Genomic DNA, 20602 nt, shown 5'->3' with positions numbered 1-20602 from the left:
GTGGGTCAGAGGCCTTGCTGCAAGGCCGGGTCATCCGGGTTGAGTTGTTCCAGTTGCGCCAACAGAATCTGCACATTCTGCAGCTGACCGCTTTCTTTCCAGTAGTTGATCAACAAGACCCGCGCCTTGCGGTCAGCGGGGTGGCGCTGGACGATTTCCTGCAATTGCTTTTGTGCCGCTTCCAGTTCTTCGGCGCTGTGCAGGGTGGTGGCGAGGTCGTAGCGGTAATCCTTGTTGTCTGGCTCAAGTTCGACGGCTTTGGACAAGCCGAGCAGGGCGTATTCGCGCTGATCGTGGTGTAACAGCCAAAGACCCAGAGCATGTTGCAGGTAAGCAGAATCGGGTTGCGCTTTGAGTTGTTGCCCCAGCAATTGCCGGGCGGCGTCGGTCTGGCCCTGGCGGTCGAGGACATCGATCTGCATCACCAGCGCCTGCAGATTGCCGGGCTCCAGGCGCAGGGTGTTATCGAGCGCGACTTGCGCCTCCTTGAGTTCGGCGTTGTGTAGATGCAGCCGAGCGATTTGCGCGTAGTTGGCGGCGCTTTCCGGTTGCGCCTTGAGCGTTTGTTCCCAGCCGTCGATTGCTTGTTGCAGCGGTGCGAAGTACAGACCCAGTTCATCCGGGGTCAAGCCGAGCAGGGCGTTGATGGCGGCAAAGCGCACGGTTTGATCTTCATCATCGAGCATTGGCCCGAGCAACAGGCTGCGTTGCCCGCCTGGCACCAGCCCCACCACGCTTTTGATCGCCGCCAGCCGCACGGCTGGGGATTCGTTTTGCAGGTCGGTGTCGGCCAGCTTCAACGCCTGTGGACTCGGATAGTTAGGCAGCTCACCATGCAGCCACACGCGGCGCTTGACCGAGATGTCCGGACGGCCCAGCTGTTGATATAGCTGACGCGCCGCGCCCGGTTGACCCTTGCGCGCGGCATCCAACGCTTCGCTATAGCCGTGTTTGATCGCATCGGGTATGACCGGCACGGTGCTGCGCACGGACAACCACGCGACAATGACGACAAGCACAAGGCCCAGGCTGATAAGCAGGTAGCGGCGCGACTGAGGCATGCAGGTTTCCGAAACAGGCGTTCTTGAGCAGAACGGCAAGCTTCGGTCAGCGCGGGCCACGAGTCAAACCCTGTGCATGCGAATCGCCCTACAAGCTGCGTCGACTCAGTTACCCGTCAGGCTTTCGAAGCAGTGTCTACGCTTGCAGAAGTCGCTTCGATGAGTGTGCCCATGCAAGCCCTGTTCAATTATTTCAAGGCCGTGATCCATCCTGGTCAGGCCGTCCTGCTGTTTGCCCTGCGAACCATCGCGGCGGGATTGTTGACTTTGTATCTGGCCTTTTTGTTCGATCTCGATCAGCCCAAGTGGTCGATCATGGCGGTAGTCATCGTCAGCCAGCCGTTGGCCGGGATGGCACTGGCGCGCAGTTTCGGTCAGGTGATCGGTACGACCCTCGGGGCGGCGGTGGCGGTGTTGATCATGGCGATCTTTCCCCAGGCACCGCTGCCATTCATTACCACTCTGGCCCTATGGCTGGCGCTGTGCACGGCGGGCGGTACGTTGCTGCGCTACACCAGCTCTCAAGCATTTGTGCTCAGTGGTTACACTGCCGTGGTGGTGGCGTTACTGGCGATTCCGGATCAGGACGGTACGTTTTTACTGGCGGTTACCCGCGTGACCGAAACCTTGCTGGCCGTGGCGTGCGTGTGTGTCGTCAGCCTGCTGACAGCGCGCCCGCAAGCGGTGGCCAAGGGTTATTTCGCCAAAGTCGATCAAGTGATCAAACTGGCCGCCAGCCACGCAGCGGCGGTGCTTCGCACGGAAGAAAGCGAGGCCGATTTCCAGCGCCGGCAAATGCAACTGCTGGGGGAGATCAGCGCACTTGAAGGCTTGCGGCGACACTTGTATTTCGATGCACCACGATTGCGCAGCGCCAACCATCTGGTGCTGCTGTTGGGCAATCAACTGATGCTGTTGACCTCGCGATTAACCGCGCTGCGCCATCAACGCGAACTGCTCACCGAACGTTGGGAGGGGGAGCTGCCGCTGGATATCCAGCGACTGCGTGCGGACGAACTGGCGCTCCTCGATCAGTTGGCGGAGCAGGGGCGATCATTGCCCGAGCCCACACGTCACCGGTTTATCACGCTGCAGCATCAGTTCGAGGCGCTCGCTTATCAGGCCGAACAACTGACTGAAGACATGAGTGCCACGCTACGTTCGCTGGCCTGGGCGCTGCGCTGGGAACAGGCGCGGCTGTTGCAGCAACTGGAGCAAATCCTCGAATTGAGCGATGCCATCCAGGAAGGGCGCGAGGCCAGTTGCCTCTATCGCGGTCAGGTCAGCCCGTTGCATCTGGACTTCACCCTGGCGTCGATGAACGCGATTCGCGCTTTCACTGCGTTGCTGGTGGCCGGGTTGATCTGGATCGAAACCGCGTGGGACGGTGCGCGGGGCGGGATGATTCTGGTGGGAATCCTCTGTTCGCTGATGGCTACTTTCCCTCGTCCACTGATGGCCGCGCAAAGTTACGCCCGAGGCTTGGGGCTCGCGCTGGTGGTCTCGGCGTTCTATCAATTCATGCTGGTGCCGGCGGTCAGTGATTTCGAGCTGTTGGCATTACTGCTGGCCCCGCTGCTGTATGTGATCGCAATTGGTCTTGCCAGCCCGGCGACGGCGGGCATCGGCATGGGACTGGGGTTGTCGAGTTTCCTGATGATCGGCCCGCAGAATGTCGGTACCGGGCAGAACACGGCGATTCAATGGTTCGAGTTCGCCGGCGCCTACGTCAGTGCGGCCATGCTTGCCCTGATTGTTTACGCGTGGATTTTCCCGTTTCGCCCGGCGTGGCGCCTTCGTCGCTTGTACAACGAAGCGCGCGAGCAGGTGTATGCGCTAACCAAAACCCCCGCGACCGATGAACAACAGTTCGCCTTCGAAAGCCGCATGGTCGATCGTCTGACCAGCATGCTCGGCCTGCTGCCGGCGGTGAACAGCCGCGCGATGCAGCAACTTTACGAAATCAGCCTGTCGTGTGTTGCGCTGGGTGTGGCGATGCATCAGCTGCGTCAGCAGGCACACAACAATGCGCTGCTGACAGACACCTTCAATCAGCGTCTGGCTTCGGCCGTGCGCAAAACCGGGCGTTTTGTCGCCGGGCGTCAGGATGTGCAATTGGCGCCACTGCTGACCACGCTGCACACACTGGGCGACGAACTGGATGAATTGCACGTCGCCAGTCATGAGCATGTGTGGTCGTTGTTTCGCATGCGCGTGGCCCTGTTGATCGTCGTGTCATTCCTGCAGCGCCACGGTGACGCCATCCAGCAATCTGTCCCGGAAGGAGAAGCAGCCCTTGCCCATTGATTTCGAGATTGGCGGTGTCTACCTGCCGCCCATTGCCCAGACGCTATTGTTGGCCATACCGATATTCATGCTGCTCGACTGGGGATTGCGGCGTCTGGGTGTGCTGCGCCTGGTCTGGCATGAAGCGCTGTTCGAAGGCGCCCTATATGCCTGCGTCTGTGCCACGCTGATTTTGCTGATGGGAGCCTGATGCCTTGAAAGTGTTATTCACGCGATTGATCACGTTGGCGGTGGTGTTGCTGGCGATCGTGCTCGGCTGGTTCGCCTGGGAGCATTACACCCGCGCACCGTGGACTCGCGATGCCCGGGTGAGGGCGGATGTGGTGACGCTGTCGGCGGATGTCTCGGGGCGCATTGTCAGGCTGGCGGTGCAGGACAACCAGCATGTCGACAAGGGGCAACTGTTGATGGAGATCGACCCGGCGCGTTACAGGTTGGCGGTGGAGCATTCGCGACGTTCAGTGGAAGTGGCCAAGGCGACGCTGGGCCAGTCGCAAGCGGCGATCGTTGCCAGTGAAGCCTTGCTCAAACAGCGGCAAAGCGAAGAGCGTAGGCGGCGTACGCTCAAGCAGGGTTTTGCGATTTCCGGGGAAGAGTGGGAGAAATCCAGTACCGATGTAGCGGTGGCCCAGGCCGATCTTTTACGTAATCAGGCCAATCTCGGCCTGGCCGAAGCCAATGTGCAGTTGGCGATTGCCGCGATGACTCAGGCCGAACTGGACTTGCAGCGCACCCGCGTCGAGTCACCGGTCAGTGGCTATGTCACTAACCTGCTGACTCGCGAAGGTGACTACGCAGTGAGTGGCGGCGCGTTGTTGGCGCTGGTCGACAGTGATTCGTTCTACATCAGCGGTTATTTCGAAGAAACCAAACTACCGCGAATCGGTGAGGGCGATCGGGTGCGGGTGCAATTGATGAGTGGGGAGACCTTCGGCGGTACGGTGCAGAGCATTGCCTTCGCCATTGCCGACCGGGAGAACGCGCCGGGCAGTCGGCTGCTGGCGAACATCAACCCGAGTTACACCTGGGTGAAACTGGCGCAGCGGGTGCCGGTACGGATCGAAATCGATGGCGACTACGCCGGCAAAAACCGTTTGCGTGCGGGCACCACAGCGACCGTCACCGTGCTGGAAAACTGATCCCTGTAGGAGCTGCCGCAGGCTGCGATCTTTTGATCTGCTCCTTTAAAGCAAAGTCGAAAGATCGCAGCCTGCGGCAGCTCCTACAGAAGAGGGTGTGATTTTCGAGGCATAAAAAAGCCCCGCGACCGAATGATACGCGGGGCAAAAAATTTGGTTGGTTGCGGCCAACCAAAGGAGCTCTTTAACAATCGATTACTTGCTGGCAACAGTCTCCGGTTGCCAGCCGCCGCCAAGGGCCTTGTAGATCGCGACAATGCCGCGATACAGGTCAACTTCGGCCTGGGCCTGACTGTCTTCGGCGTTCAACCGTTCACGTTGAGCGTCGAGCAGCACGAGGAAGTCAGTCGTGCCTTCGCGATAGCGAATTTCAGCCAGGTCGGCAGCCTTGCGGCTCGATTCGCTCTGACGGATCAGCGAGATCAGGCGTTGCTGGCGTTTGCCGTAATCGCTGAAAGCGTTTTCCGACTCTTCCAGGGCCAGCAGCACTTGTTGCTCGTAAGTCGCCAGTGCGCCTTCGGCTTCAGCATCGGCGCCACGCAAACGGGCGCGTACGCTGCCAAGGTCGAACGCCGCCCACGTGATGCTCGGGCCGAGTGCCCAGGCGTTGGCCGCCGAGGAACCGATCTGCGAACCACGCCCGGCCGTCCAGCCGAGGAAGCCGCTAAGGCTGACCCGAGGGAACAGATCGGCTTTCGCCACGCCGATACGCGCCGTGGCCGAAGCCAGATTGCGTTCAGCGCTGAGAATGTCTGGACGACGCTGCAGCAGTTCGCCCGGATCTCCGATCGGCAAGGCCTTGGCAATCGCCGGCAAGTCTTTCGGGCTCAGATCGACGGTCAGCTTGTCCGGACGCTCACCGAGCAGGGTGGCGATGCGGTTCTTCTGCCGAACCTGTTCCGCCTGCAACTGCGGCACGGTGGCTTCAACGTTGGCCAGACGCGCATCGGCGCGCTCGACATCGAGCTGATCACCGACACCGGCGTCTCGCAGGCTGATGGTGATCTTGCGCGACTCCACCTGATTGTTCAGGTTGGCCACGGCGATCTTTTCGCGCAGCTGGGCACCGCGCAGTTGACCGTAAGCATCGACCAGTTCGGCAATCATGGTGACTTGCAGTTGATACAGATCGGCTTCGGCCGCTTGCTGGTCGGCGTTGCTGGCTTCCAGATTGCGCTGGATGCGGCCAAACAGGTCCAGCTCCCAGGCCATGTCCAGACCGAGGTCATAGCGTTCGCTATTGACCCGGTCGGTGGTCTGGCCAGGGATTTGCCCCTTGGCCAGATCACTGCTGGCGCGGCTGGTGATGGTCGGCATCGCATCGTTGCTGGCGTCGTCGCGGATCGCCCGGGCGGCTTTCCAGCGGGCGAACGCCACGCGCAGTTCACGGTTGCCTTGCAGCGATTGGGTCACCAACTGGTTGAGGGTCGGATCGTCGAATTGCTGCCACCAGATGCCTTCGAATTTCGAGCGGTCGAAGTTCTTTTGCCCGGCGGCGCCGTCGGTGACGGCCGTGATGTTGGCCGCCTCCGTGGCTGGGGTCTTGTAGTCGGGGCCGACGGCGCAGGCACTGAGGGCCAGCACCAGCAGACTCGGCAGGAAGACTTTCAGACTCATTGTTGCGCCTCCAGTTTCAGAGCTTTGGCCGCTTTGCGGGCTTCACCGCGTTCGACAAAGTTACGGATCAGTACGTAGAACACAGGTGTCAGCAACAGACCGAAGAAGGTCACCCCGAGCATCCCGGAGAACACTGCCACACCCATGGCGTGACGCATCTCGGCACCGGCACCGCTGGAGAACACCAGCGGCACCACACCCATGATGAACGCGAAGGAAGTCATCAGGATCGGCCGCAGACGCAGACGGCAGGCTTCCAGTACCGCAGCGAGCGGGTCGAGGCCTTCTTCCTGTTTGTCCTTGGCGAACTCGACGATCAGAATCGCGTTCTTACAGGCAAGTCCGACCAGTACGATCAAGCCGATCTGGGTAAAGATGTTGTTGTCACCGCCCGAGATGATCACGCCGGTGATGGCCGACAGCAGGGTCATCGGTACGATCAGGATTACCGCCAATGGCAGGCTCCAGCTTTCGTATTGAGCGGCGAGCACCAGGAACGCCAGCAGTACGCAGAGCGGGAACACGAACAACGCGGTGTTGCCGGACAGAATCTGCTGGTAGGTCAGGTCGGTCCACTCGTAGGTCATGCCGTTCGGCAGTTCATCTTTCAGCAGTTTCTCGATGGCTTTCTCGGCTTGGCCGGAGCTGTAACCGGGAGCTGCCGCACCGTTGATTTCTGCGGTGATGAAGCCGTTGTAGTGCATCACGCGATCCGGGCCCGAGGTGTCGCTGACCTTGATGAAGGTCGCCAGCGGGATCATTTCGCCTTTGTTGTTGCGCACTTTCAGCTGACCGATCTGATCGGATTCGAGGCGGAACTGTTGCTCGGCCTGAACGTTGACCTGATAGGTGCGCCCGAAACGGTTGAAGTCGTTGGCATACAGCGAGCCCAGGTAGATCTGCAGGGTGTCGAAGATGTCGCTGACGGCCACGCCGTGGGTCTTGGCTTTTTCACGGTCGATGGCGGCATCGACCTGTGGCACGTTCACCGTGTAGCTAGTGAACAGGCCCGCCAGTTCCGGCACGCTGTGGCTCTTGTTAATGATGTTCATGGTTTCTTTGTACAGCTCGTCGTAGCCCAGGTTGCCCCGGTCTTCGATTTGCAGACGGAAACCACCAATGGTGCCCAGACCTTGTACCGGCGGTGGCGGGAAGATCGCCATGTACGCCTCTTGAATGTTCGCATATTGGCCGTTCAAGGCACCGGCAATTGCACCGGCGGACATGCTCGGGTCTTTACGCTCGTCGAACGGTTTCAGCGTCACGAAGACGATGCCGGCGTTCGGGCTGTTGGTGAAACCGTTGATCGACAGCCCCGGGAACGCAACGGCGCTTTCCACGCCTGGCTGTTTCAGCGCCAGCTCGGACATGCGCTTGATCACGTCTTCGGTGCGATCCAGGCTCGAAGCATCCGGCAGTTGTGCGAAGGCCACCAGGTATTGCTTGTCCTGGCCGGGTACGAAACCGGTCGGCGTGCTGGAGAAACCGAAGAAGGTCAGGACCATCAGACCGGCGTAGAGCAGAAGGGCGATGCCGCTGCTGCGGATAACCCGGCCCACCGTACCGACGTAGCCATGGCTGGCGCGGTCGAAGAAGCGGTTGAACGGACGGAACAGCCAACCACCGAAGATCTTGTCGAGCACTTTGGAGAAGCGGTCTTTCGGTGCGTCGTGGCTTTTCAGCAACACAGCGGCCAGTGCTGGCGAGAGGGTCAGCGAGTTGAACGCCGAGATCACGGTCGAGATGGCGATGGTCAGTGCAAACTGTTTGTAGAACTGCCCGGTGAGACCGGAGATGAAGGCCGCCGGAATGAACACCGCACACAGCACCAGAGCCGTGGCAACGATCGGGCCGGTCACTTCACGCATGGCGCGCTTGGTGGCTTCGACCGGATTCAATCCGAGCTCGATATTGCGCTCGACGTTCTCCACCACCACGATGGCGTCGTCCACCACGATACCGATGGCCAGCACCAGGCCGAACAGCGAGAGCGCATTGAGCGAGAAGCCGAACAGGTGCATCACCGCAAACGTACCGATCAACGATACCGGCACCGCCACCAACGGAATGATCGAGGCGCGCCAGGTTTGCAGGAACAGGATCACCACCAGTACCACGAGAATCAGTGCTTCGAAGAGGGTGTGAACCACCGCCTCGATCGAGCCGCGCACAAAGATCGTCGGGTCATAGACGATGCTATAGTCCATGCCTTGCGGGAAGCCTTTCTTCAACTCGTCCATTTTCGCCCGAACGTCGTTCGAGATGTCGATGGCATTGGAGCCTGGACGCTGGAAGATCGGGATGGCTACCGCCGGCTGATTGTCCAGCAACGAGCGCAGGGCGTATTGACTGGAACCGAGTTCAACGCGAGCGATGTCTTTGAGACGAGTGATTTCACCGTCGTCGCCTGCACGAATGATGATGTTCTCGAACTCTTCCTCGGAGACCAGACGGCCCTGAGTATTGACCGACAGCTGGAAGCTCTGGGCATTCGGGGCAGGGGGCGCACCCAATTGACCGGCCGCGACCTGGCGGTTTTGCTCACGAATCGCGGTGACCACATCCGTTGCGGTCAGATTGCGCGAAGCGGTCTTGTTCGGATCGAGCCAGACCCGCAGCGAGTAATCGCCCATACCAAACAACTGCACATCACCAACACCGTTCAGACGAGCGAGCTCATCCTTGATGTTGAGGATCGCGTAGTTGGACAGGTAGAGCATGTCGTAGCGCTTGTCCGGGGAGGTCAAGTGCACAACCATGGTCAGGTCGGGCGAGGCCTTGTCGACGGTGATACCGATGCGCGTCACTTCCTCGGGAAGCTTCGGTTCGGTACGGGTCACCCGGTTTTGCACCTGCACCTGCGCATTGTCCAGGTCAGTGCCCAGAGCGAAGGTGATGGTCAGGGTGATCTTGCCGTCGGCGGTCGACTGCGAGGACATGTACAGCATGTTCTCGACGCCGGTGATGGCCTGCTCCAGCGGAGCGGCCACGGTTTCACCGATGACTTTAGGGTTGGCGCCCGGGAAGTTGGCACGTACCACCACGGTCGGTGGCACGACTTCCGGGTATTCGCTGATCGGTAGCTGGAACAGCGAGATCGCACCGGCGATCAGGATCAACAGCGACAGCACCGCTGCGAAGATCGGCCGTGAAATGAAGAATTGGGAAAAATTCATCGGAGTTGTCGTCCCTTAACCGCGTGGGGTCGTAGCAGCCAGCTTCACAACCGAACCGGACGCACCTTTGGCAGGGGCGACTTTGGGCAGGTTGCTGGCTTCCAGCGCTTGACGTTGTTGAGCGAGTGCCGCGATGGTCTGTTCGCTGGCCATTGGCACCACTTCAGGAGTGACCGGTGAGCCAGGACGAACCCGTTGCAGACCCTTGACGATGATCGTGTCGTCCTTGTTCAGGCCGTTACGGACGATGCGCAGGCCTTCGATTTTCGGACCCAGTTCGACGGCGCGGTACGCGGTTTTGTTGTCCGCATCCATCACCAGTACGAACTTCTTGCCGAGGTCGGTACCGACCGCTTCGTCGTTGATCAGCATGGCGTTGTAGGTACCGCTGCCGACCAGTTTCAGGCGTGCGTACAGGCCCGGGGTGTAGGTGCCGTCGCGGTTGTCGAACACCGCGCGACCACGGATGGTGCCGGTTTTCGGGTTGACCTGGTTGTCGACGAAGTTCATCTGGCCGAGGTGCGGGTTGCCGTCTTCGTTGGACAGGCCCATGTACACCGGAGTGGTGGCACCGCGCTGACCGTTACGGGCGAGTTGGGTGTATTTGAGGAACACGCGCTCGTCGGCGTCGAAGTAGGCGTAGACGCGGTCGGTGGAAACCACGCTGGTCAATGGAGTGGTGTCGGCGGTTACCAGGTTACCTGCGGTAATTTCGGCACGGCTGACGCGGCCACTGATCGGCGCGGTCACGCGGGTGAAGCTGAGGTTCAGTTTGGCCAGATCCAGTTGCGCTTGCAGGGCACCGACAGCGGCGCGGGCTTCCTGTGCAGCGCTGGTGCGCGAGTCGGCCAGTTCGGCGGAAATGGCGTTGCTGGCGCGCAGACGCTCACCACGTCCGGCTTCGTTTTCACTGCGGGTGGCGTTGGCGCGGGACTGGGCGACCAATGCTTCGAGGCGGCGCACCTCAGCCTGGAACGGACGCGGGTCGATCTGGAACAGCAGGTCGCCTTTCTTGACCAGTGCGCCCTCGGTGAAAGCCACCTCGTCAATCTGGCCGGAGACCCGTGGACGGATTTCAACGGTTTCTGGCGCTTCGAGGCGCCCGGTGAATTCGTCCCACTCGTTGACCGGTTGTTCGATCACCTTGGCCACGCTGACTTTCGCAGCGGGCATAGTGGCGGCAGTCTCCGGAGTCTTGCCGCAGGCGCTCATCACCAGTACGGCCAACATGGCCAACGGGAAGCGCAAATGTTTGAGTGACTGTTCCATGGATGCATCCGCCAATGTATTGAAGATGGGCGGATGATGCTCGGCGGGGTGTGATGGCACGAATCGAATGAAGCAAAGGTAACTATCATTCGGAATGATATAAGACCCGAACGAGCCCTCTAGCATGCACCTTTCGTTAGGTGGCTATCAATCTCTCTCACGGCAATTCTCTGTTGCCTGACCTGCAAAAGTCAGGAGCGAGGCTGCGCGGCGGGGATTATGCGGGGATTAAAAATGCCGAACCCGCCATGGCGGCGGGTTCGACAATGTGATCAGAGTTTCGGCAACTGGCCGATGCGTCCGATCATTTCCGTCACGATCTGCAGATCCAGCTGGAATTGCTCCACGGTCTTGAACTCGCCATCAGTGTGACCGGTGTACTTCACATTTGGCATGGCCAAACCGAATTGCACGCCATTCGGCAGTTCATGCACCGAAGTGGCGCCGGCGGAAGTGCCGAACTCGTGTTTCATGCCGAGGTTTTCTGTCGAAACCGCCAACAGTGCCTTGACCCATTCGCCCTCAGGATTGCGGTACATCGGCTCGGCAATCGAGTAATCGAAGGCAACGGCTACGTGGGATTTCTTGCTCCACGCCGCCAGTTTCTCAGCGATTTCAGCCTTGAGCTTCTCCGGCGACTTGCCCTTCGGCACGCGCAGGTTGACCGCGAGTTTGAAGGCTTTGTCATCCATTCCGACGTAGGTCAGCGACGTTGTCAGCGGCCCCATGAAAGCATCGGAGAAACCGACCCCCAGCTTGTTACCGAGGTAATCCAGACCCCAGTTGTCGGCGGCGTAACGCGCGGCATCGGTGATGTGGTTGTGCTTGAACGCGACTTTGCCATCAAGGCTATTGATAAAGACCAGCATCCGTGCGACCGGGTTGACCCCGGACTCTGGCTCGGAGGAGTGCGCAGATACGCCAGTCACGGTCAGCTTGACGTCTTTGCCATCAACCTTGGCATTCACCTGGAAATCGCCGCCATTACGCTTGGCAAACTCGTCACCGGCCTTCTGCAGACTGGCGGCCAGCTCCGCAGGCTTATCGGTGACCAGGGTGACGACAGACGCTGATGGAATCTGGTTGGTCGCCAGGCCACCGGTCATCGAGATGATTTCCGCACCTTTGCCTGCACCTTTGCGCTTGGCAAAGTTGGCCATGACGGTACCGTAGCCTTTCTCGGCAATCACCACCGGGTAACCGCCGTCCAGCGCCAGGTTGTAGTTCGGTGTCGGATTGCGTTCGAAGTAGTAGGGAATCGCGTCGCCCGTGGTTTCTTCAGTGGTGTCGACCAACAGCTTGAAGTTGCGCACCAGCGGCAGCTTTTCTTCCTTGATGACTTTCATGGCATACAGCGTGACCACGATGCCGTTCTTGTCATCCTCGGTGCCGCGACCATACATGCGGTCGCCGATCAGGGTGATCTTGAACGGGTCGAGGCGGGTGCCATCCTTGAGCACCCAGTTTTCCGGCGTCACCGGCACCACATCGGCATGGGCATGAATGCCGACCACTTCGTCGCCGCTACCGTCGAGAGAGATCTCGTAGACACGATTGTCGATGTTGCGGAATTTCAGATTGAACGACTCGGCAAGGCTCTGAATCTTCGCCGCGATCTTGGTGAATTCCGGGTTGTCGTGCTGTTCGACGCCGTCCTTGCGATAAGTCGGGATCTCGACCAGTTCGCGCAGGGTTTCGGTGGCGGCGGCGCTGTATTTCGCGCGCGTGTAGATACCCAGCAGACGATAGATTTCGTTCTGCTGCTCGGCGGTCAGGGTCTTGTTATCAAGGTACGCGCCAATCGCCGAGCCAATGTCGGCGGTTTTCGCCAGATCGCTCTTGCCCAGATTACCGATGAACTGGCGGAAATCAGTGGCTTTGTCGGCGCTGTAGGTTTTGAGGATTTCAGCGCTCTGTTGTGGGGTGATATTGGCTTGCGCGGGCGCGGTGAACACGGCGAGGCCGGCCAGCATCAAGGTGGTGGCAGCCAGTTTTTTGAAAGGGACATTCATTACGAAGGGCATTCCTTTGCAGGGCAGTGAGTTAGGCGTGTCTCAAGGTTGAGACACATACGCTTACAACCTAACACCGTGTCAGAGCCTTGCGGGAGTCCTGAAAGGGGATGTGTCGCACAAAAATGCAAAAGAGACGCACAAATGAAAAAGCCCGGGGAAGGTTTCCGGGCTTTTTTATGGGTGCTCGCCTGACAACCAGTGCTTCTCCAAATCCTTGCGCCAGGTTCAGCAAAGCGCGGCTATCTGAAGATCTGTTCAATCATGATCCTGGAGGGGATGAATAACGTATTAGTGTAATAGGCCTCATACCCATAGGCGGTTATGCGAACTTTGCACGGGATGGAAGTTTGCGACGTCAGCAACGGTTTGATGGCGTCGTAGTCATTCAAGTCGCGTTGCGTACCATCCGGATTGGTGTAGTAGAAGATCAGGTCGGAGGAAAACTTGTAATTGGGCCTGGCTTGACCGCTTGCGTTCACTCGCCCTTCGGCTTTTACCGCGATTGAATGCTCGGATGAGAACTCCATGTCGCGATTGAGAGAGCAGATCAGGGTAGGGTTGAGCTGGTTGGAGTTTTCGTAATCATTGAAAGCGTTCTGCAAATCCACAGTGGAGTTGAAGTGGGCCGTGAACAGATTGGCGGGGCCGAGCTCAAACGACGATAGCGTGAGGTCGGCGGGGGGAATGCTCGCCGTTTTTACGCAGCCGGTGAAGAGTAGAACGCCCAGGTATATGACCGCGCGGAAGCTGTTCATTGGCCGAAAATACCGTTGATTGAGTCAAAAATCAGATCGCAGGCGGACTTCGTCCCTTGCACAGGTTCTATAAACATCCAGTCAGCAGATGCATGGTGCCTATCAATGGTCTTGTTGATGGTCGGACCAGACTCGATCATCCAACGCTCCCCGAATTCTGCGACACCGTCAGATTGGTCAGGTGTACTGGCGTTGGCCCGGATGTTGATCCATGTTTCAGCGACAGGCGTTGGCTCCGAAAAATAGATATCGGAACCCAGCCATACCAGGAATCCTTCACCCACTGGATCGAGTGTCACCAGATATTTGATGGTGTAACCGGCTTCGGAAAGGATCTGTGACAGATGTGCGCCGTTCCATCCGCCGAGGCTGTGGCCGACGATGTAAACCGGGCAGGATTTGCTGGGAATGTTGTCGATGAAGTGAGTCTGGATATCGCCGGAACCCCTTGCATCCTTATAACTTTTAGGGAACCCCGTGTATTTCGCCGGCAGCTTGGCGCTGCCGGCAATTTTGCCGTCGAGCTGTTTTTTTGCGTCGTCGATATTGTGGAACGCGCCTTGAAAATAATATTTCTCTTGGTCGGCAGCCCCACCAATGAAAAAAACGATCGCCTTCTTTACGGGAACGGGAGCCGTCTTTACCGACTGATCCTTCACGAGTGTTAACGTCGGCGTGACGGCCAGACTCGCGGTATTTCCATTGGGAAGCTGGATTTGCTCTGCCGGCATGTTTTCAATCTTCCAGAAATAGTTTGAAGGTTTCTGCCACGTGTGAACTCACGACGTGCGTGAACCCCAGCGAATCACTGGTGCCGTACTCGAAACTGCCGTCCGCGCGCTGAATCGCGTAGGCATGATTAGGCATGGGCTCACCCGTGCTTTCGTCGATCAATTTGATCTTGTCGCTGAAGTGCACCGGCATCGGCAGCAGACCGCTGAAAGGTGCCGAGACGAAGGTGTCGCCGATGATGACTGTTCCGGAACCGCCCACAACGATGTTGCCGTGTCCGCCCGTGCTGTCGATCGTCGCAGCATTCAAACCATTGATGAAAACGGTCGAGCTGACGCCTCCCGTGATCGGACTGCCACAAGCGGATTTGTCGGTCATCCGGGCGGCAGCAAGCCCGTCAAAGTTCACATTGGGCGAGCCACTGGCAATGGGATTCGTGCCATGCCCCGGAAGAGGGCAGCTAGTGGGGTCCGTGAGGCGTGCAGCAGGTTTTCCGCTCATGCGAAGTTCCGTTTCAAGAGGTCAGATCGGGCAGCCGTGATGAATAGCCGTATCGTAGAACAGCCAGGGCTGTTCGCTGGATCGACAGCCTTGGTGGTCGTAGTAATCGGGAATGGTGAGGATGTGGTGTCAGCTCTGCGAGACATTGACCCCATGTGCATCCGGACGGATGCGAGTGTTCGCCTTCAATCACACCGGTGGTGTTTGAAGACGCGAGGGGCACAAGCGCTTGCATACGTGAAGTACGCATCAAATTTTACCGTCCCTGGAAATTTCGTTGCGAAGAATGCCGCAAGCTACGCTTGCGTTCAATAATATTCAGAACTGCCAGCGCTGATTCAGAGACTATCCGGATCCCCAAAAAACATCTGAATCCGCGACCGCAACCACCGCTCACCCGGATCATTATCCTGCGACCCACGCCAAGCCATATGCAGCTCAAACGTACGCGTCGGCAACGGCGGGTCCTCCGCGCGAACACCGCCGGCAGCCGTCAATGCTTCCGCGGTGTAATCGGGCACGGTCGCCACGATGTCGGTGCCGGCCAGCAACGTACTCAAGCCATTGAACTGCGGAACAGCCAGCACCACATGGCGTTTGCGTCCGAGCTTCTCCAACTCTTCATCAATAAAGCCACTGAGGTCGCCGGCAAACGACACCAGCGCATGCGGACGAGCGCAGTAGTCGTCCAGGCTCAACGGCCCCGGCACGGTATCGGCACGCAGCAATTTTGGCGCGCTGCGACGCAGGACCTTGCGCTTGGCGTTGGCCGGCAGGTCCGTGGTGTAGCTGACGCCAATGGATATCTCGCCGGAAGCCAGCAGGCCCGGCATCAATATGTAATTGACGCGACGAATCACCAACACGATTCCCGGGGATTCGGCGCGCAGGCGTTTGAGCAGCATTGGCAGCAGGGCGAATTCGACGTCATCCGATAAACCGATACGGAATACCGACGTGCTGGTCGCCGGGTCGAATTCGGCCGCACGGCTGACGGCGGTCGAAATCGAATCGAGGGCCGGCGAGAGCAGGGCGAAGATTTCCACGGCGCGGGCGGACGGTTCCATGCTGCGCCCGGTGCGTACAAACAGCGGGTCATCGAACAGGCTGCGCAGGCGCGAGAGCGCCGCACTGATCGCCGGTTGACCGAGAAAGAGTTTTTCTGCCGCCCGGGTCACACTGCGTTCGTGCATCAATGTTTCGAATACGATCAACAGGTTCAGGTCGACACGACGCAGGTCATTACGATTCATCTGGAGTCCTGGCAGAGTCATCAAGCTTGACGAGAGCGGCCATATGAGAACAATGGCCGGCATGAATCTTACGGGGAAAGGCTGGTACTCTGCACCGGAAAATTCAGCTTGAATGAGACGGTGGCAGCAGTTTTTCATGGATTTTGCCACTGCCGCCCCTGTTGCGGAATCAATGACAGGCATGTCGACTATTAATAGCCACTGATAGTCTTGGGTCAAAAGCCCAGATAGAGTTCATGGCATTAGAGGTTACTTTGACGAGGTTTGCGATGTCCCGCACGATCCGTTTTCACAAGTTTGGTCCGGCCGAGGTGCTCAAATGCGAAGAGCATGCGGCCGCTCAGCCAGGTCCTGGCGAAGTGCAGGTGCGTGTCGAGGCAATCGGCATCAGCTGGTACGACACCCTGTGGCGTCAGAACCTGGCATCGTCCCAGGCACGTTTGCCATCGGGTCTTGGCCATGAAATGGCCGGCGTGGTCACTGCAGTCGGTGCCGATGTCGAGGACCTGTCCGTCGGTGACAAGGTCGCGAGTTTTCCGGCTGAAAGCCCGAACGACTATCCGGTCTACGGCGAGTCGATCGTACTGCCGCGTACTGCGCTGACCCGTTATCCGGATGTGCTCAGCCCGATCGAAGCCAGCGTGCATTACACGCCACTGCTGATCGCCTACTTTGCCTACGCCGATCTGGCGCGGGTCAAGCCTGGGCAATTCGCTCTGGTCACGGACGCCAGCCATTGTGCCGGTCCCTCGTTTGTCCAGTTGGGCAAGGCGATGGGCGTGCGGGTGATCGCTGCGACCAAAGAAGCCGAAGAGCGCGAGTACCTGCTGTCCCTCGGTGCAGAAAAGGTCATCGTCACGGAAGAGGAAGATCTGTTGATGCGAATCAACAAGATCACCGACAACCGTGGTGTCGATGTGGTGTTCGACGGTCTCGGCGGCCCACAGATGTCGCTGCTTGGCGATGTGCTGGCGCCGCGTGGCAGCCTGGTGCTGTACGGTTTGCAGGGCGGCAACCAGACGCCGTTCCCGGCCTGTGCAGCGTTCCAGAAGAACATCCAGTTTTTCGTGCACTGCATCGGCAACTTCACCGGCAAGCCGGAACTGGGCATCACTCAGGACCACGTCGCTCTGCAACGTGCCTTGCGTGACATCAACCAGTTGACCGCTGATCGTGTGTTGCTGCCGCTGAAAACGCGTGTATTCCCGTTCAACGAATTCGTCGAAGCGCATCGCTACATGGACGAATGCCCATGCCGCGAACGGGTTGCCCTGCAAGTCGAACCGGCGTAAGCCTTGTCATCAGAGTCCGTGGCCCCACGGACTCTTGTGCGTTTACCTCCCTCCTGAAAAACACAGCGCTCTGGTGCAGCCCCGGGACCGTTCAGCAACTGAACTGGTTTTTGCTCCCTATCTGTATCTTCTAATCACAATGTAAGCCCTGATAATTGAATGATTACTTTCATCTCAAGGAATGAGCCATGGCTGTGCATTCAATTTGTCCTGCGCGATATCAAACGAATAAATCGATTGATCAAGCCAACTTTTGTTTAATTGTTGTAGGGCTATTCGGAAACTGCTTCTCTTTTTCTTGTACTCACTTGTCGTGGGACATTGTGGGAAGTTTCCTAGGACTGCGTCCGGAAAAAAATATCCCTGCAATTACAGCGGCTTGAGGCTGTTGGTCGGTCGCTGAAGGGGTTTTTGCAGCTCAAGTGTTTCAAATAACTACAAACTTGTAAGTGTTAGCATTCGAACGTCTATTACTTATTGATGAATTGTCGCCAGACTGATTTTCAGTCCGCGCGGCATGAAACTTTCGATACCGGGTAAATACCGATGAGCACGATCCATGATCAGGCAATGAACTATGTCTACCAGCAAGTATTGCAACGTTTGCTGAGTTTCTTCTCTCGCGCGGAACGCACGGCGTTGCAGTTGCTGATCCAGCGACTGGCAGTGGCCGCCGGCGGTATGGAGAACATCGGTCATTTCAAGGTTCTGGTGAACCAGTCAGGGTCGCGCGACAGTTGTTATACGCTGGCCCTTTTACGGGCCGCACAACTGACCATTGCTGGCCGATCGCCCGCGACCTTTCAGCTGCGGGTCGCCAACCTGCGTTGGAACGGCAGCAGCCCGGCGTCCCTGCAAAACATGCACCGCAGCTACAGCGCGCTGTTTCTGTATGACGATCCACGAGTCGAACTGGTGATGGTGGATCACCGCGAGGTCCTGCCGTTTGATCATCAGGCACCCATTGGCGAGGCGGGGCGTGAAGCCAACCGCATCAATCTGTTGCTGATCGGCCATCGTCGAACCTGGAACGAAACGCTTGAACTGTGGGATGACGCTTATCTGGCCACTGCCGAGTTCTACGGGCAGGTTGCCCGCTGGAACAATGGCGTCGATGCGATGATCGGCAGTGAATCCGTGCGCCGTCAGGGGCACTTCCTTGAGGGATTGGGGCGCGCCGCGCAGAAAGCCGCGATTGCCGGGCCGCAGGTGAGTTCTCTCGGCTTTGACATGCTGTTCCCGCTTCTCGATGGACTGGGTGGCGATTATTACCGCGAGTTTTATCCCGAAGAAGAGCGGGTAGCGTGGCGTCCCGAAGGTCAATTCGAGGCCTGTCGGCGCACCAGTTTCATCAGCATCAACGACATGATTGTCGGCAAGCTCGAAGAACGCTGGCCCTTGCTGAGTGATTTTCTGGGTTTCCAGGCTGATGACCTGACGCTGTATCAAGGTGATAACGAACATGTGGAACCTCTGGTAGCTGCGCATCTGCAGGGCTTGCAGGCGCACTTCATCGAGGGACGGACCTACGAGGCTGGCGTCAGCGATTACCTGAAAAACAGCCTGATATCCATGCGACAAAAACAGGTTCCCGAACCTGTTTGCGAACAGTTGCTGGCGAGTTTCGGCAATCTGCAGGCACTTGAGTCTCTGCGTAAGCAGGCAGAAAGCGCTCTGCAGGCCAATTTCGAACTGAATGAAATCCAGCTGACGTGCTTGCTGTTTTCACCGTTCATCAACGCTGGCGACGGGCTCGAGCGGTTCTTGCGCAATTGTCACCCCGGCATGTTGGTGGCGTTGCCGGATCTGCACCGGGCGATGCAGGGCCTGCATGCGCCGGAACAGGTCATGAAATGGATGACGGATGTCAGTGGGCTGCCGGTCAGGCTGATTGTGCGCCTGTATGCAATGGGGCCTGTTCATATGCCTGCTGCCGGTGAAAAAGCCTCGCAGGACCAGGTCGTTGAACCGGCAGCTGATCGATCAGCGGAGGGGTGAACGTGAGCCTCGTGCAGGGAGATGGAGCCATGCCAACGGACGCGAGCTTGTGAAAGCGGCGAGGCAGAATGACTTTGTTTATCAGGCGGTATATCGATATCTCACGCTGCTGATAGACGAGGCGGGCAGTGGCTCGGCGGTGCGCTTGCCTTCACTGCGACAACTGGCGGATCGGCTCAATGTGTCGATCTCGACGGTCCAGTACGCCTATTCGCTGCTGGAAAAGGAAGGCAGGGTCTATTCAATCGCCAAATCCGGATACTACGCGCAAGCGCTACACGTATCGGACTCGCCCGATAGCGGCAGTGATTTGCTGGAAACCGTTTACGTCAATGCCAGGCGCCCGGGCATGTGTGTGCTGAGCGCCGATGAGCCGGCCTCTCTGCAACCGCTCGACAGTCCGTTACTGATGCTGGAGCGGGAACTGCTGCGTCAATATCCGCGCCAGCCGCAAGCGCTCGTGCAACCTTGCGGAGAGCTTGAACTGCGCACGGTAATGGCCGCGCGTTATACCTCGTCTACCGCCAATTACTGGCGTGCGGATGACGTCTATATTGGTGCTGATCTGCGCGGTGTCCTGGACATTCTGATTTCCGTGCTTGAGTTGCGTCGCGCCACCGTGGTCGTCGAGTCGCCCTGTGACTGGGTGATCTTGCGTCTGCTGGAAGCCGCCGAGGTGCGTGTTATCGAACTGCCATTTGCCGGTGGCGTGATTGATCTGCAGCGCCTGGAGTCGGTGCTCAAGAGTGAGTCGGTGCGTTTGATCCTGTTGTCTTCGGCGTTGAGCATGCCGCGGGGCAGCCTGATACCGCTGAGCAACCAACAGGCAGTCGCGCATTTGCTCGGGCGCCATGGCACTTGGGTGCTGGAAAACGATTGTTACAGCGAACTCCACGAAGGAGGGGGCACCCAACGATTGCGTGATTGGCTGGACCCTGATCGTCTGCTGGTGTTTTCCACGTTCGAGAAATTCATTGGTGCCGAGGCACCTTTCGGCATATTGCTCTCACGGCAGTGGCGCAACGAGTTGCAGCGGCATTTTCTGTTGCGCGCGTTTCGCTTGTCGCCGATCCGTCAGAAGGCCGTTGCCAGGCTGTTGGCGGGTGGTCGGCTGGATCAGCATTTGTTGATACTGCGACGAATGCTCAAGGAGCGTCGCACGCAATTGATTGAGCTGTTGCGTGAGCGTCTGGGCGATGCGTTGCAGGTTGTCGAACCCCAAGGTGGCGCGACCGTGTGGGTGCGTTCTCTGCGGCCGGTCAACATGGCGCAGGTGTTCCAGCGCCTGCTGAGACAGCAGATCATTATTGCGCCGGGCGAGCTGTTCAGCCTGCAAGGCCTGCATGCGCAGCATGTGCGGTTGAGTCCGCTGAGCCACGGTGAGCATGACCTGGCCCACGTGGTCGGCCTGCTCGGTGACGCCTTGCGCCTGGCACCCGGTGAATAACGTTAAAAAACATCGGGAGCGTCCCGGATAGATCCCATCG

General features: G+C 58.5%; 15 protein-coding genes. 6 read left to right on the top strand and 9 right to left on the bottom strand.

The genetic code is table 11. The features are described 5' to 3' along the window. Positions 1-5: 5 nt before the first annotated feature. A complete protein-coding gene (locus tag ACM6IN_RS00255) occupies positions 6-1061 on the bottom strand; it encodes a tetratricopeptide repeat protein (protein WP_007914942.1) in 1056 nt (351 codons plus the stop codon). Positions 1062-1232: 171 nt separating this feature from the next. Between ACM6IN_RS00255 and ACM6IN_RS00250 the strand changes: the two genes are divergently transcribed. The 3 genes from ACM6IN_RS00250 to ACM6IN_RS00240 are packed head-to-tail and all read left to right on the top strand — an operon-like array spanning position 1233 to position 4507. Further along, positions 1233-3368: an FUSC family protein gene (locus ACM6IN_RS00250; protein ID WP_414915139.1), complete on the top strand. Its 2136-nt coding sequence runs from the start codon at positions 1233-1235 to the stop codon at positions 3366-3368. Then, positions 3358-3558 (top strand): DUF1656 domain-containing protein, encoded by a 201-nt coding sequence (locus ACM6IN_RS00245; RefSeq protein WP_414915138.1) that lies wholly within the window; start codon positions 3358-3360, stop codon positions 3556-3558. Before ACM6IN_RS00250 ends, ACM6IN_RS00245 begins: the two co-directional genes overlap by 11 nt. A gap of 4 nt (positions 3559-3562) precedes the next feature. Continuing rightward, positions 3563-4507, top strand: a complete 945-nt coding sequence (locus ACM6IN_RS00240; RefSeq protein WP_007914936.1) for an HlyD family secretion protein — start codon at positions 3563-3565, stop codon at positions 4505-4507. A 195-nt stretch (positions 4508-4702) separates the two neighbouring features. Here ACM6IN_RS00240 and ACM6IN_RS00235 read toward each other — a convergent pair whose 3' ends face one another. The 8 genes from ACM6IN_RS00235 to ACM6IN_RS00200 all read right to left on the bottom strand — a co-directional run bounded on the left by ACM6IN_RS00235 (position 4703) and on the right by ACM6IN_RS00200 (position 15825). Continuing rightward, a complete protein-coding gene (locus ACM6IN_RS00235; RefSeq protein WP_007914935.1) occupies positions 4703-6124 on the bottom strand; it encodes an efflux transporter outer membrane subunit in 1422 nt (473 codons plus the stop codon). Further along, positions 6121-9300, bottom strand: a complete 3180-nt coding sequence (locus ACM6IN_RS00230; protein WP_007914933.1) for an efflux RND transporter permease subunit — start codon at positions 9298-9300, stop codon at positions 6121-6123. Before ACM6IN_RS00230 ends, ACM6IN_RS00235 begins: the two co-directional genes overlap by 4 nt. A gap of 15 nt (positions 9301-9315) precedes the next feature. Then, positions 9316-10569 carry a multidrug efflux RND transporter periplasmic adaptor subunit MexE gene (gene mexE / locus ACM6IN_RS00225; RefSeq protein WP_007914931.1) on the bottom strand — a complete coding sequence of 418 codons (1254 nt, stop codon included), beginning with the start codon at positions 10567-10569 and terminating at the stop codon, positions 9316-9318. Between the two features lie 272 nt (positions 10570-10841). Continuing rightward, positions 10842-12581 carry a dipeptidase gene (locus ACM6IN_RS00220; RefSeq protein WP_414915137.1) on the bottom strand — a complete coding sequence of 580 codons (1740 nt, stop codon included), beginning with the start codon at positions 12579-12581 and terminating at the stop codon, positions 10842-10844. 242 nt (positions 12582-12823) lie between these two features. Next, positions 12824-13339 (bottom strand): hypothetical protein, encoded by a 516-nt coding sequence (locus ACM6IN_RS00215; protein WP_007914927.1) that lies wholly within the window; start codon positions 13337-13339, stop codon positions 12824-12826. After that, positions 13336-14070, bottom strand: coding sequence for a hypothetical protein (locus ACM6IN_RS00210; RefSeq protein ID WP_007914925.1), 735 nt, complete (start codon positions 14068-14070; stop codon positions 13336-13338). Before ACM6IN_RS00210 ends, ACM6IN_RS00215 begins: the two co-directional genes overlap by 4 nt. Before the next feature lie 4 nt (positions 14071-14074). Next, positions 14075-14572, bottom strand: coding sequence for a PAAR domain-containing protein (locus ACM6IN_RS00205; RefSeq protein ID WP_007914923.1), 498 nt, complete (start codon positions 14570-14572; stop codon positions 14075-14077). 338 nt (positions 14573-14910) lie between these two features. Then, on the bottom strand, positions 14911-15825 hold the full coding sequence (locus tag ACM6IN_RS00200; protein ID WP_007914920.1) for a LysR family transcriptional regulator: 915 nt from the start codon (positions 15823-15825) through the stop codon (positions 14911-14913). A gap of 269 nt (positions 15826-16094) precedes the next feature. Between ACM6IN_RS00200 and ACM6IN_RS00195 the strand changes: the two genes are divergently transcribed. The 3 genes from ACM6IN_RS00195 (at position 16095) to ACM6IN_RS00185 (ending at position 20562) form a co-directional block, all read left to right on the top strand. Continuing rightward, a complete protein-coding gene (locus ACM6IN_RS00195) occupies positions 16095-17117 on the top strand; it encodes a zinc-dependent alcohol dehydrogenase family protein (RefSeq protein WP_007914918.1) in 1023 nt (340 codons plus the stop codon). Between the two features lie 546 nt (positions 17118-17663). Next, positions 17664-19115: a hypothetical protein gene (locus ACM6IN_RS00190; protein WP_414915136.1), complete on the top strand. Its 1452-nt coding sequence runs from the start codon at positions 17664-17666 to the stop codon at positions 19113-19115. A 49-nt stretch (positions 19116-19164) separates the two neighbouring features. Beyond that, entirely contained in the window at positions 19165-20562 is a 1398-nt protein-coding gene (locus ACM6IN_RS00185) for a PLP-dependent aminotransferase family protein (RefSeq protein WP_414915135.1), read from the top strand. The last annotated feature ends 40 nt before the right edge of the window (positions 20563-20602 follow it).

Source organism: Pseudomonas sp. IT-P395 (assembly GCF_949767675.1).
Classification (GTDB): Bacteria; Pseudomonadota; Gammaproteobacteria; order Pseudomonadales; family Pseudomonadaceae; genus Aquipseudomonas.
This window is presented reverse-complemented; position numbering and strand designations above follow the sequence as displayed.